This is a genomic window from Candidatus Frankia alpina (assembly GCF_902806485.1).
GTDB lineage: Bacteria > Actinomycetota > Actinomycetes > Frankiales > Frankiaceae > Frankia > Frankia alpina.
This window is the reverse complement of sequence record NZ_CADCWT010000133.1, coordinates 1-13,354: the sequence shown is the minus strand read 5'-3', so window position 1 is coordinate 13,354 and position 13,354 is coordinate 1. Positions and strand designations below refer to the sequence as shown.

The window sequence follows — 13,354 nt, the reverse complement described above, 5'->3', positions numbered from 1 at the left end:
CGTAATGCCCGTCAAGGGGATGGTATAAACCCCCAAAAATTGGTATGGATGTCTCCTATCTGCGGGGTATTGGGGGTCCACTCACGCGCCGCCCGGCACTCAGCGGTCAGACGGACCCGCTACCTGGTACCCCACCCACCGCCAGCCCGATCTCGGGCAGGTTTCCTTGACACCGTGGCCTGCATGGCCGCTGTGGATGTCACACTCGATGGGGGGGGACGGGCTTCGTCGGGGCCGGCTCCGCGCAGCCCGAAGCCCGACACCCGGAGGGGAGCCAACTAGTGGTGACCGACCCAGGTCTGCTCCACTGGCGTGACCCGGTGGCCGACATCGGCCACCTTGCCGAGATCGCCGACCGGGTCCGGGCGCGCGTCGAGACGGTCATCGACGGCAAGTCCGAAGCGATCACCACCGCGCTGGTGGTGCTCCTCGCCGAGGGTCATCTGCTCATCGAGGACGTCCCCGGGGTGGGCAAGACCATGCTCGCCAAGGCCCTCGCCCGCTCGATCGACGCCCGGGTGCGGCGCATCCAGTTCACCCCCGACCTGCTGCCCAGCGACGTCACCGGCGTCAGCGTGTACAACCAGGGCACCCGGGACTTCGAGTTCCGCCCCGGCCCGGTGTTCGCCAACATCGTCGTCGGCGACGAGATCAACCGGGCCGAGCCCAAGGCACAGTCCGCCCTGCTGGAGTGCATGGAGGAGCACCAGGTCACCGTCGACGGGGTCACCTACCGGCTGGAGTCGCCGTTCATGGTCATCGCGACTCAGAACCCGGTGGAGATGGAGGGCACCCGGGCGCTGCCCGAGGCCCAGCGGGACCGGTTCACCGCGCGGATCTCGATGGGCTACCCCTCCCCGGCCGCCGAGATGGCGATGCTCGACAACCACGGCAACGCCAACCCCCTGACGGGCATCACCCCGGTCACCGACGCCGCCGAGATCGCCCGGCTCATCGCCCTGGTGCGCACCGTGCACGTGTCCGCCGAAGTGCGGCACTACATCGTCGACCTGGTCGGCGGGACCCGGGTGCATCCCGAAATCGCGCTAGGGGCGTCCCCTCGGGCGGCGCTGCACCTCATTCGGGCCGCGCGCGCCCGCGCGGCGCTGGACCGGCGCGCCTTCGTCCTGCCCGACGACGTGCAGGAGATGGCAATCCCGGTGATGGCGCACCGCCTACTGCTGCACCCGGAGATCATGCTCTCCGGCGAGCCCGCCACCGAGGTCGCCTCCCGGGTCCTCACCGAAATCCTGCACCGGATCCCCATTCCCCGGCACGGCACCCGGCACGGCCGTTAGAGATCCGTGTGCGGGACTTTGTCGCGGCGCTGCGCGGCCTGACGATCCGCGGCCGGTCCTTCCTCGCCGCGGGGGCGGCCTGCGCCGTGTCCGCGATCATCCTCGGCGAGCAGGACCTGCTGCGCATCGGGCTGCTCATCGCGAGCCTGCCGGTACTCGCGGCGGCGGTCGTCTGCCGCACCCGCTACCGGCTGTCCTGCACGCGCCGACTCGAACCGCGCCGGGTCACCGCGGGTGACCGGGTCAGCGTACGCATCCAGCTGGAGAACGTCAGCCGCTCGTCGTCGTCGGTACTGCTGGTGGAGGACACAACGGGTTCCGGTCTGGGCGGCGGCGCCCGGTTCGTGCTCGACCGGATCGAGCCCGGCGGCAGCCGTGACCTCTCCTACGCCCTGCACGCATCGGTCCGCGGCCGCTACCAGATCGGACCGATGGCGATCCGGCTCAGCGATCCGTTCGGGCTCTGCGAGCTGTCCCGCAGCTTCCGCAGCCTGGACGAACTGATCGTCGCGCCCGCGATCGAGCGGTTGGCGCCGGCCCGGTCGGGCGTCGCGGCCAGTGTGAGCAACGAGCTGCGCCGGGCCACCGGCCTCGTCGGCGAGGACGAGACGACCACCCGCCCGTACCGGTCCGGCGATGACCTGCGCAGGGTGCACTGGAAGACGACGGCCCGCAGCGGCGAACTGATGGTCCGGCGCGAGGAGCACCCGCAGTCAGGCGCCGCGACAATCCTGCTCGACACCCGGGAGCGGGCCTGGCCGGACTCGGGCCCGGCGTCGGCATTCGAATGGGCGGTCAGCGCCGTCGGCGGGATCGGGATCCACCTGGTCCGCGGCGGCTACCGGGTCCGCCTGCTCACCGACCGGGGCCCGGTCACGACCACGGCCGGCGCGACCGCCTCCGGGCTGCTCGACGAACTGGCCACGCTCGTCCCGGCCGACGCGGAGTCGCTGCACCCGGCGCTCACCGCGCTGCGTCGCCCGGGGGGCGACCGGGGCGGGCTGCTCGTCGCCGTGCTCGGCCACACCGAGACGGCCCTGGCGACGACGCTGGCCGGACTACGCGCGCGCCGCGCCCCCGCGATCGCCGTCCTCGTCGACGTGACGAGCTGGAACCCGCACCCGTCGGCCGCCGCCGACCTCATCTCGACGCGGGCGGTGCTGACCCGCGCCGGCTGGGCGGTCTTCGTCGCGCGGCAGGGCATGAGCCTCGCCTCGGTGTGGCCGCGGGTGACGGCGGTGGCGAGCCAGTCGGGATACGCCGGTGCCCGCCGCGCGGTCGGCGGGCCAGCCGGCGCGGCCTGGGCCGCGGGCCAGCCCGGGGTCCCGCGCCGGGCGGCCCGGTGAACGTCCGCCCGGTTCCCACCGTCGTCGCCGCGGCCGCCTGCCTGCTGTCCACCAGCGCGCTGACCCGGCTGTTCGACGGGACGCTGTGGTGGATGCGGCCGGTCGTGATCGCCACCGTCGTCGCCGTGGCGACCGCGACGCTCGGCAGGTTACTGCGGCTGCCGGTCGCGGCCGGCTTCCTACTCAGCCTTGCCGGGCTCGTCGGCACCGTGACCGCGCTGTGCGCCCGGGGGACGGCGCTGGCCGGGGTGGTGCCGACCGCTGGGACCATGCGGACGCTGCGCGCGCTCATCACCGACGGCGGTTCGGACATCTCTCGGCTGGCGGCGCCGGTGCCGCACCGGCCGGGGCTGGTGGTCCTGACCGTCGTCGGCATCTACCTCGTCGTCATCGTCGTCGATCTGATCGTGGTGACGTTGGACCGCCCGGCCCTCGGCGGGCTGCCGCTGCTGGCCCTGTACGCGGTGTCCGCGGCGATCCTGCCCGGCGGGGTCGGCACCGTCCCGTTCCTGCTGGGGGCGGCGAGCTTCGTCGCGCTGCTGCTGCTGGACGGCCGGTTGGCGGTCGGTCGGTGGAGCCGGACGGTGTCCGACACCCGGCGCGGAAGCGGAAGCGGGCGCGGCGAGCGTGAGGGCCTCGGCGGTCGGCTCACCGTGAACGCGCTCGGGGTGGCGCTCGCCGCACTGCTGGTCGCCATCGTGGTGCCGCTCGGCCTGCCGTCGCTGGACGGCGAAGGGCTGGTGTCGCGCAAGGGCGGTTACGGCGCCGGGGACGGGCCGAGCTCAGCCAGCGTCGTGCAGCCGATCGTCTCGGTGAGCCAGCAGCTGCACGCCAGCAAGCAGGTTCCGCTGCTCAGCGTGCGCTCGCAGACCCCGCGATACCTGCGGCTGACGGCGTTGGAGAACTTCGACGGGCAGCTGTTCACCCTGCGTGCGCTCAATGCCACCCGGGACAACCGGGTCAGCGAGGGACTACCGAAGCCGCGGCTCGGCGGCACCACGGCGGAGGTCAGCGCGGACATCGCGGTCACCAGCCGGTTCGACGAGCTCTACCTGCCCGTCCCGGGCATCCCCACCCGGATCAAGGGGCTCACCGGCGACTGGCGGCTGGCCGCCCCGACCGGCACGATCTTCTCCACCCGGACGTCGACAGCAGGCGCGCGCTACCAGGTCGACGCGACCGTGCCGACCCCCACCCGGGCGCAGCTGGAGGCCGCGAGCGGGCGGTCCACCGCCGACCTGGCCGTGGACACCGCGCTCCCCGGCAACCTCGACCCTCGCCTGCGTCAGCTCGTCGAGTCCGTCACCGCGGGCGCGCGCACCCCGTACGAGAAGGTGTACGCGATCCAGCAGCACCTGCGCGGGCCGCTGTTCACCTATGACCTGACGGGCGCGCCGACCACCCAGGAGGGCGCACTCACCGAGTTCCTCTTCGAGTCACACCGGGGGTACTGCGAGCAGTTCGCCTCCGCGATGACCGTCATGGTGCGGATGCTCGGCCTGCCCGCCCGAGTCGCCATCGGTTTCGTGCCCGGCGAGCGGCAGCCGGACGGCAGCTACCTGATCACAAACCGGCAGGCGCACGCCTGGCCGGAGGTGTGGTTCCCCTCGGTCGGCTGGGTGAGCTTCGAGCCGACCCGCCGATCCGACGGGGCGACGGCGGCGCCCTCGTATGCGCCGGCGGGCATCGACGACCCCGACGGGTCAGCCGCGCCGCCGGGACAGGAAAGCACGTCGGGGGCCCAGCCGCTGCCCGAGCCGATTCCGGTGCCGGTTCCCAGCGCCGGGACGAACCCCGACGATCCGACCGCGACGCAGCCCCCGACCGCGGGCGAGAACGCCGACGTCTCCGGGGGCATCCCGGCCTGGGTGATCTGGCTGTGTGCGACCGTACCGCCGGCGGTGGCCCTGCTGGTCACCCCGGCGATCATCCGGCTCCGGCGGCGGCGGGCCCGGCTGCGGCGCGGCGGAGCCGACGGCGCGGCCGACGGCGCGGCCGAGCCCGGCGGCGGCCCGCCCGGCCGGGCCGGCACACAGGCCGTCGACCAGGTGCACGACGCCTGGGCGGAACTGCTCGACGTCGCCTCCGACCTCGGTATCACGATCCGGGTCAGCGACTCGCCGCGGACCGGGGTCGCCCGGCTGACCGCCTACCTGGACGCCGAGCCCGTCCCCGGGCCGGGATCCGATCCCGCGGCCGACCCGCAGGCCGATCCCACCGCGGCGGCCCGGCCCGACCGGACCTCGACCGACCCGGCCCCGACCGACCTGCCGTACGCGCAGGCCCGCGAGGCGCTGGCCCGGCTGGCGGCCGCGGAGGAGCGAGCCCGCTACGCACCCTTGGAACTCGCCGACCCGCCGCCGCAGGCCGAGACAAGGCGGGACGTCGCCACCGCCTCCGCCACGCTCTGGGCGGTCGCCCCGCGAACCCGTCGGATCATGGCCCGCCTCGCGCCGCCGTCGGTGTTCCGCCGCCGCGATCCGGACGGGCCGGGCCCCGCTCGCGGCGGACGGCTCCGCCGCTACCTCCGGTGGCGCCCCACGGGCGCCGGACCGGACCGGCCCCGGCGGCGACGGGCCGGAAACCGTGGCGGTGGACGACGATGCCGACGCCCTCGTCTAGGGCCGGTCCTCCCAGCGGCGCCGCCAGCGCTCCTCGACCCGTTCCATGAAGGACGCCTTCGGTCGGGATCGCCCCTTCGACCAGCCCCGGCCGCCGGGTCGGCGACCGCCCGTGTCCCGCCCGCTGATGCGGCGCAGGTCGGCGGCCCCACGCAGCGCGGCAAACAGCATCATCAAGAACCCGAGGATGCCGAGAATGACGGTGAGCGGCACCTGGTTGAGCACCACGCCGACCACCAGGACGGCGAGCCCGAGTAGGAAGACCACCGCGCTGCGGCGCACCCGGCGCAGCAGGTACGTACGGGGGTCCGTCGACCGCACCGTGCTGGCGAACTTCGGGTCGTCCTCAACGAGGGCGCGCTCGATCTGCTCCAGAAGGCGCTGCTCGTTCTCCGAGAGCGGCATCGACGCTCCTCCCACGACCTACAGGCCCGGCAGACGGAACCTGACAACCAAGAATAGGCATGCGCGGGCGGGTGCGGTAGGCAACCCGTCATGCCGGTTGGAACCGAGCCAATCACCTCACCTGTCCCGTGCCCGAAGCAGCGCCGTTCATGCCCGAACACGCGGCCGTCACGTCGGGCCCGGCGGGGGCCCCGCGGGCCGGTCGAGCAGGGACGCCAGACCCACCGCATCCGCGCCGAATCGGTCGCGCGCCCGGTCGGCGACCCGGTCCAGCTCCGCCCAGCCCTCGGGCCGCTCCCCGAGCAGCAGCTGCCGGCCCCCGCGTCGACGAGGTTGCCGGCCCACACCCCCAGCAGGCGCACGGCCGTGACCTCCGCGGCGGCGCCTCGACCGCTCCCGAGCAGTCCCAGGTCCGCCACCAGGTCCGTCGCGGTGGAGTAGATCATCTGGGACACATCGGTGCCATCACGTAGCGTACGGGCACGAGTAACGGTCCGGAAGTCGGCGTAGCGCACCTTGACCGAGATCGTCCGGGCGCGCCGGTGCCGCTGCCGCAGCTGACCGGCCACCCGTCCGGACAGGCGCAGCAGCTCCCGGGCGAGCGCAGCCCGCTCGGTGACGTCGGTGGCGAAGGTCCGTTCGGCGCCGATGGTGACCTCCGTGCTGACGGGATCCACCTGTCTGCTCGTCGATCCCCCACGACAGCCGGTGCAGATGGGGTCCGGCGGCATCCCCGAGGGCCCGGCACAGCGTGTCCACCGGGGTGTCCGCGATGTCCCCGATCGTGCGCAGTCCCAGCCGGGTCAGGGTGGCCTCCGCCCGCGGGCCGACGCCCCACAGCGCCCCGGTCGGCAGCGGATGCAGGAAGGCGAGCACCTCGTCGGGGGCGATGACCGCAAGTCCGTCCGGCTTGCACCGGGTCGAGGCGATCTTGGCGACGAACATCGACGGCGCGACGCCGACCGAGCAGGTGAGGTTCTGCTCGGCTGCCACCCGGCGGCGGATGTCAGCCGCGATCCGCGGCGCCGGCCCGAAAAGTGCCCGGGCGCCGGTGACATCGAGGAAAGCCTCGTCGACCGACAACGGCGCGACCAGCGGGGTGACATCACGAAAGATCTTCATGATCTCGACCGAGGCCGCCCGATACGCGGCCTGGTCGGGCGGGACGACCACCGCGGTGGGGCACCGTCGCAGCGCCCGCGCCATCGGCATCGCACTGTGGACCCCGTACGCCCGGGCCTCGTAGGTCGCCGACAGCACCACACCGCGCTCGCCCCCCGCCACGATCATCGGCCGACCGCGCAGCTCGGGTCGGCGGCGCAGTTCCACCGAGGCGAAGAAGGCGTCCATGTCGACGGGCAGGATCGTGCTCTCAGCGCGCATGGGGCTCCGTGCCGCCCGGCCTGCGGGCGAGAACGTGCAGCTGGGCCGCCAGGTCCCGGAACGGCTCGCGGCCGACGGCCGCGAGCTCCAAGCGCAGCAGCCGCCGCGCGGCCAGGGGGTCGAGCAGGCGCTCCCCCGGCACCAGATCCGCGAAGATCCGTACTCCGTGGATGTCAAGCACCTCCGCACCCGCGGCCCGGACCAGCGCGGCGGCCTCGGCGATGGTGAACCGTCGGGGCACCCGCCCGCCGGCCCGCTCTCTGCCCGCCGACGAGCCGTGATCCACGCTGGGAGGCCGGTGCGCAGGGGGCTCGTCCCCGACGAGCGCCGCGAGGGCGTCGTCGAAGTGCCCGGCCAACGCGCGAGCGAGCACCGCGGCGGCGAGTCCGGCCACGACGACGCTGAGCGCACCGCCGGGACGCAGCACCCCCAGCGCGTGGGCAAGCGCGCTCTGCGGGTCATCCACGACGTCCAACACCGAATGGCACAGCAGCAGGTCGGCCTGCCCGGTGCCGACGAGGCCGGTCAGGTCATGCAGGTCCCCCTGCATCGCGGTGACCCGTCCGTCGAGCCCCCGCTCGGCGACGCGCCGGCGCAGGGCGGCCAGCGCGTCCGGCGAGGGGTCCACCACGATGACCGGATACCCGGCTGCCGCGATCGGCACGGCAAAGCCACCGCTGCCTCCGCCGGCGTCAACCACGACCGGCTGGTGGGCCCCCACCACCGGTTCACCCGGTACCCCCGTTCCGGCCCCCGCCGAACCAACCGCCCACCCGCCGGGTGGGCTGGTCTGGTTGGCCGGGGCCAGCGGCGCCGGGCGGGGCAGGACGGCCCACAGACCGTGCCAGATCGCGGCCTGCCGCAGATCGCCGCCGGTGACATGGTCGGCCATCACCATCGACTCCTCCCCTGGCCGCCCGCCGCGGTTCCCGCGGTCGGGCGCGGGCGGGTCAGCGGCCCACGACGAGGCCGATGGCGACGCCGACCGCGAGCCCGCCGACCGACAGTCCCAGGATCCACAACACCCAGGCATCGCGGCGGGCCACGACGGACGGCACGATCCGGTGCGCGCCGTGGTGCCGGAGCCCGGAACCGATGAGAGCCATCGATGATCTCCCGTTTCGTCACACGCAACACCCCAAGAGATGACTGATAGTGAATGACAACTACGCTACGCGCAACAGCGGCGAGAGAATCAAGCGAGGAGACCATTGGAAGTCCCGAGACCGGGAGATGTGGCGACCAACAGTGACCACACCCGCCAAGGCGGCCAGCGCCGCCGGACCGGCCGCGGCCGGACTAATCCGGCCACGGCGGGACCGGCGCCGGCGGGACCGGCGCCGGCAAGCACCGGCTGGGACGGCAGCCCCAGCGTGCCCTCGACGGTGCCGATGAACTGGTCGACCTGACGGATCAGGTCGTCGGCCTCCCGCCGGCCCACCACATTCAGGCCAGCCTCGGCGGCCGCCCGCCGGCCGGCGCCCGCCGCAAAGAAGTCCGCCCATTCGGCGAGCTCTGGAGCCACCCGCACGAGCAGACACCAGGCGCTAACCGGTCGGCCCCGCCGGTCCGGCCGGGGCCCCGCGCCCGGTCCGCCAGCACGGCGGCGGCGGCCCGCAGGGCGGCGAGATGGGCCGAAGGCGTACCGCTCCCCGGCCCGGGGGGCGTACTCCGCCTCTCCGAGACCGCGCCGGGCGGCGGTGAGCAGCTCGTCCCGGGAGCGGTGGGGCAGCCCCGCGGCGGGCAGGAGGGCCCGGCCGGGCAGTCTGCCGGATGCTCCACGCCCGGTCGACGTACCCTCCACCCCCACGGCTCCATCCGTGGGGCCCGCGCCGCTGGCAGATCGACTCACGACGGCCATGACACCCTCCCGGCACCAAACACATGTTCGAATACCTGGAAGATAGCCCCCTCCCGGCCGGCCCGTCAAACACCCAGATCTCGAACAGACGAGCGAGCCGGCTCGCCGGCGGTGCACTCGAGCAGGCGCAGGAACCAGGCCAGCACGAGCAGCGCCACCACATCGGGCAACCAGCCCAGGCGCGGGTCCGGGATATCCCCCCGACAGGTATCCCCCGGACCCGCGTCCGACGCCCGGACCATCCGGGCGACCCGGGCGACCGCCGGGTCGAGCAGGTCGGGATCGGCCATGACGAGCGCCGTCCCGTCCAGGGCGAACCGGATGATGTTGACCTCGTGGTGCCCCACCAGCCCGCTGGCGAACTCGCCGCGGGTCGGCGTGAGCCACCGCAGCTCGCAGCCGTCCGCCAGGCGCACCCGACCGCCGACCCGGTCCGCCACGAAGGCCGCGACCGGCACCCGCCCCATCGGCTCGACGAGCCGCACGCCCCGGCCGTCGAGGTCCATCTCCAGGACGAACGGACGCCGGGCGGCCATCAGCTCGACCCGCCCCCGCAACGCCCAGTCGGCGAGCACCGCCTGCTCGTCGGTCTCGACCTGCAGCTGCGGGATCGCGTTGTGCCGGCTCGCCGAGGTGACCCGGAAAACCAGCTCGTGCGGCAGACCGCCGGCCCGCCGTGGGAGGACGTCCGCCCCGGCGTCGGTCCGCGGCAACGGCCGCGTCCGGGCCTCCGACGCCCCGACCGGCATCGCCCCAGCCGGCTCCGGCTCGGCGGCCGCGGCGAGGGGTCGCGTGCAGGTAACGGGGCGTCCCCCGACCGCCCCAGCACGCAGCCCCGGCGCCCCCACCGGGGTCGGCGCACGCCGCGGCACGCTGGGCCGGCGCGACAGGATCCTCGCCACCGTGATCGCCATGATCCCGACACCTCCACACCACGCCGGCCGACTACCGGCGGTCCGTCGTCCTCGGTTCTCGTCGACCTGAAGTGCACAACAGGAGCATCAACGGCTAATGCACGCACGGTCACACCCGACGTTGAGCGAGCGTTGAGAGACTCCGTGCGCCGCGCCGGCATCGCCGCGGACGGGGACCTGACGCGGAAACGACAGCGTCTGCCGGGGATCGATGGTTGCCGCAGGTTCCCTTGCGGGCGCACGCTGCGATAAACAGACATCACTCGGGGTCCGTGACGACACTCGGGGCCGCGATGGAGAGGACCAGATGCCCGACCGTGACAGCCTGCAGTTCGCCATCCTGGGTCCGCTGGAGGTCACCGCGGCCGGGACACCCGTCACGCTGGGCGGCGCCCAGCGCAAGGTCCTGATGACCGTCCTGCTGCTCGAAGCCGGCAAGGCCGTGCCGATCCCCCGGCTGATGGAGGTGATCTGGGGCGACTCGCCGCCGGAAAAGGCGCTGCGCACCCACGTCAGCGAGCTGCGGCGGGTGATGGCGGACGACAAGCCGCCACGGGTGCTGCTCCGCAAGGGCGCCGGCTACCTGCTCGACGGGCGGGCGGAACAGATCGACGCCGAGCGGGTGCGGCGGCTGCTGGCGCAGGGCCGCCGCGCGGTGGACGACAGCGACCCCGTGAGCGCGATCGCCCCCCTGCAGGAGGCCCAGTCACTGTGGCGGGGGCCGCCGCTGGCCGACGTCGCCGATCATCCGTTCGCGCACGGCTACGCGGCGGCGCTGTCCGAGCTTCAGCTCGACGTGGCCAAGACGCGGATCGCCGCCGATCTGTCCCTGGGTCGGCACCGGGAGGTCATCGGCGATCTGCGGATGCTGGTCGATCGCCACCCACACGACGACGGCCTGCGCCGGGAGATGGTCGTCGCCTTCTTCCGGGACGGCCGGACCGAGAACGCCGCCCAGGCCTGCCGGGACGGCCTGGAGGCCCTGCACGAGCGTGGGCTGGACTCCCCGATGCTGCGCCGCCTGCAGGAGGACGTGCTACGCGGGGCACCGAGCCTCGCCTGGGCTCCGCCGCGATCGCTGGGCCGCCCCGCCCAGGCCGCACCCGCCGGTTCCGGCAGCCACCAGCTGCCACCGGACGCCCCGGAGTACACCGGGCGGGACACCATCCAGGCCCGGGCGCACGCCGTGCTCACTGATCAGACGGCCCTGGCCCGGGGCACCGTCACGGCGGCCTTCGCCGGCAAGGCGGGCGCCGGCAAGGCGGGCGCCGGCAAGACCGCCCTGGCCGTGCACATCGCGCACCGCATCCGCGCCGGGTTCACCGACGCCCTGTATGTGGACCTGCGCGGCAACAGCGAGCCGTTGGAGCCGTCGCGGGTGCTCGCCCGGTTCGTCCAGGCGCTCGGGGTCAGCCGGGCCGCGGTGCCGACCGACGCCGACGACCTGGCGGAGATGTACCGGGAGCTGCTCGCCACCCGCAAGGTCCTGATCATCCTGGACAACGCGGCGGGTGAGGCGCAGCTGCGCCCGCTGGTGCCGACGAGTCCGGGCTGCGCCGTGCTCATCACCAGCCGGTCTCGGCTGCCCGGGCTCACCGTGCCGTACTGGATGGTCGACGTCCTCATCCCCAGCGACGCGGTGGAGCTGCTGTCCAAGGTGGTCGGGGCGGCTCGGGTCGAGGCCGAGCCCGAGGCGGCGCGCGACATCGTCGGCCTGTGCGGGTATCTGCCGCTGGCGATCCAGATCGCCGGACGCAAGCTGGCGGCACACCCGCACTGGCGCCTGGCGCGCATGCCCGGCCGGCTCGCCAACGAGCGCGACCGGTTGTCCTGGCTGGAGGTCGGCGACCTGGAGATCCGGGCCAGCTTCCTGCTGAGCTACGAGGGTCGGCCAGGCGACGAGCAGCGCGCCTTCCGGCTGCTGTCGCTGCCCGCGGTCAACGACTTCGCGCCGTGGGCCGCGGTGGCCGTGCTCGACGTCGATCTGGACGAGGCAGAGGACGTCGTGGACCGCCTCGCCGACGCGCAGCTGCTGGAGCGGCGCGGCGTCGACGCGACCGGCACGGAGCGCTACCGGTTCCACGACCTGCTGCGGGTGTTCGCCCGGGAGCAGGAGACCAGCGTCGGAACCGCGATCGGCCAACCGACGACGACGCCCGAAGGTGGCGCCAGCGCCGACGCCGCGAGTGGCCGCGACGCCATCGACGCTGCGGAACTCGAGGATCCGCCGACGATGTCCGGTGAACACCGAGCGGCGCTGAGCCGACTGCTGTACGCCTATCAGGTGATGCTGCGTGAGGCGGTCGACACCTTCAGCCCCGGGCGCGTTCGGACCCTGTCCGCCGACGGGCCGGACGCCGGCTTCGCCGCGCAGGCCGCCGCCCGGTTCGCCCGCGCGGACCTCGCCAAGGTCGTCCGCCGGCCGATGGTCTGGTTCGGCGGGGAGCGCTCGAACCTGCTCGCCCTGATCGAGCAGGCGCAGGCGACCGGGCTCGACCAGCCGACCTGGCTGCTCGCCGCCGAGGCCGCGGAGTTCTACGCGTTCGCGGCGCACTGGAGCGACTGGGCGCGAACCCATGCCCTGGGCCTGGCCGCCGCCCGCCGCACGGGGCACCGACTCGCCGAGGCCGAGCTGCTCACCAGCCTTGGGGAGCGGGAGATCATCCTGACGTTCGAGGAGGCGTTCTGGCGGCTGGATGCCGCCGGGACCGACCCGGACGGCGAGCCGGCGGTGGCGGTCACCCAGGACGCGCTCGAGCGCCTGACGCTGGCCACGGAGCGCTTCACCCGGGCGCGGGAGATCTTCGCCGCGTTCGGCGCGGAGCTGGGCGAGGCGCGGGCCGTGCGCGGGCTCGCCGACGCCTGCCGCGGCCGCGGCGAGTTCGCCGCGGCGCTGGCCCAGTTCGAGACCTGTCTGGGGACGATGCGGCGGACCGGGGCCCGCCGCATCGAGGCGGAGACACTGGTCGCGGTCGCCATGACCCACGGCGACCGTGAGGAGCTCACCGACGGCATCACCTGCCTGACGATGAGCCTGTCGATCGCCCGGGAGCTCGCCAACCGGCCGCTGGAGGCACAGTCCCTGCGGCGGCTGGGCGATCTCTACAGCTACCGGCAGCGCCCCGAACAGGCGCTGACGGCCTACACCGAGAGCCTGCCGCTGCTGGCCGAGCTGCCCGATCCGCTGTGGGAGCCGCGCGTGCTGGTGCGCCGCGGTGACATCCTCGCCCAGCTCGACGACCACCCCGCGGCCCGGCGCTCCTGGCAGCAGGGCATCACGCTGCTGCGCCAGCTGGGCTCACCGGAGCTGGCCGCCGCCGAGGAGCGGCTGACCGCGCCGGTCACCACCGAGCCGACCCAGTTCACCGGTGGCCGGCTGCTCGGCGTGTTCGACCCGGCCTACTTCATCGCCCGGGTGACCGCTTCGCGGCGCAGCGTGCGGTTACTGAACACGTGGACGGACCTGGTCTCCGCGCCGCACCGGGACGCCTTCACCGGCGCGGTGCTGGCGGCGGTCGACGCCGGG

Annotated in this window: 9 protein-coding genes and 3 pseudogenes; 4 read left to right on the top strand and 8 right to left on the bottom strand. The window is 74.0% G+C overall.

Annotated elements, in window-relative coordinates; all coding sequences use genetic code 11:
* Window positions 1–281 precede the first annotated feature (281 nt).
* The 3 genes and pseudogenes from G6R25_RS14785 to G6R25_RS27225 form a co-directional block, all read left to right on the top strand.
* Window positions 282–1,298, top strand: coding sequence for an AAA family ATPase (locus G6R25_RS14785; RefSeq protein ID WP_163553425.1), 1,017 nt, complete (start codon window positions 282–284; stop codon window positions 1,296–1,298).
* Window positions 1,299–1,306: 8 nt separating this feature from the next.
* The gene (locus G6R25_RS14780) at window positions 1,307–2,644 is read left to right on the top strand and encodes a DUF58 domain-containing protein (protein ID WP_163553424.1); all 1,338 of its coding nucleotides are present in this window, start codon (window positions 1,307–1,309) and stop codon (window positions 2,642–2,644) included.
* A 92-nt stretch (window positions 2,645–2,736) separates the two neighbouring features.
* Window positions 2,737–4,218, top strand: a pseudogene (locus tag G6R25_RS27225) (transglutaminase TgpA family protein); the annotation flags it as partial.
* Window positions 4,219–5,262: 1,044 nt separating this feature from the next.
* On the opposite strand, the gene G6R25_RS14770 reads toward G6R25_RS27225, so the two are convergent.
* The 8 genes and pseudogenes from G6R25_RS14770 to G6R25_RS14745 all read right to left on the bottom strand — a co-directional run bounded on the left by G6R25_RS14770 (window position 5,263) and on the right by G6R25_RS14745 (window position 9,828).
* Window positions 5,263–5,670, bottom strand: a complete 408-nt coding sequence (locus G6R25_RS14770; protein ID WP_163553423.1) for a DUF3040 domain-containing protein — start codon at window positions 5,668–5,670, stop codon at window positions 5,263–5,265.
* Between the two features lie 168 nt (window positions 5,671–5,838).
* The gene (locus G6R25_RS31595) at window positions 5,839–6,015 is read right to left on the bottom strand and encodes a hypothetical protein (protein WP_336501540.1); all 177 of its coding nucleotides are present in this window, start codon (window positions 6,013–6,015) and stop codon (window positions 5,839–5,841) included.
* Between the two features lie 29 nt (window positions 6,016–6,044).
* Window positions 6,045–6,401 (bottom strand): annotated as a pseudogene (locus G6R25_RS31590) (DinB/UmuC family translesion DNA polymerase); the annotation flags it as partial.
* Window positions 6,361–7,053: pseudogene (gene dinB, locus G6R25_RS31585) on the bottom strand (DNA polymerase IV); the annotation flags it as partial. The pseudogenes dinB and G6R25_RS31590, both read right to left, overlap by 41 nt.
* Complete coding sequence (locus G6R25_RS14760; RefSeq protein WP_235948506.1) at window positions 7,043–7,951, bottom strand: class I SAM-dependent methyltransferase; 909 nt, start codon at window positions 7,949–7,951, stop codon at window positions 7,043–7,045. The pseudogene dinB and the gene G6R25_RS14760, both read right to left, overlap by 11 nt.
* 52 nt (window positions 7,952–8,003) lie before the next feature.
* Entirely contained in the window at window positions 8,004–8,159 is a 156-nt protein-coding gene (locus G6R25_RS14755; protein ID WP_163553422.1) for a hypothetical protein, read from the bottom strand.
* A gap of 89 nt (window positions 8,160–8,248) precedes the next feature.
* Window positions 8,249–8,863 carry an SAV_6107 family HEPN domain-containing protein gene (locus tag G6R25_RS14750; RefSeq protein WP_235948503.1) on the bottom strand — a complete coding sequence of 205 codons (615 nt, stop codon included), beginning with the start codon at window positions 8,861–8,863 and terminating at the stop codon, window positions 8,249–8,251.
* A 116-nt stretch (window positions 8,864–8,979) separates the two neighbouring features.
* A complete protein-coding gene (locus tag G6R25_RS14745; RefSeq protein WP_163553421.1) occupies window positions 8,980–9,828 on the bottom strand; it encodes a hypothetical protein in 849 nt (282 codons plus the stop codon).
* A gap of 307 nt (window positions 9,829–10,135) precedes the next feature.
* Here G6R25_RS14745 and G6R25_RS14740 point away from each other — a divergent pair.
* A partial coding sequence (locus G6R25_RS14740) for an AfsR/SARP family transcriptional regulator (RefSeq protein WP_163553420.1) occupies window positions 10,136–13,354 on the top strand: 3,219 nt, incomplete at its 3' end.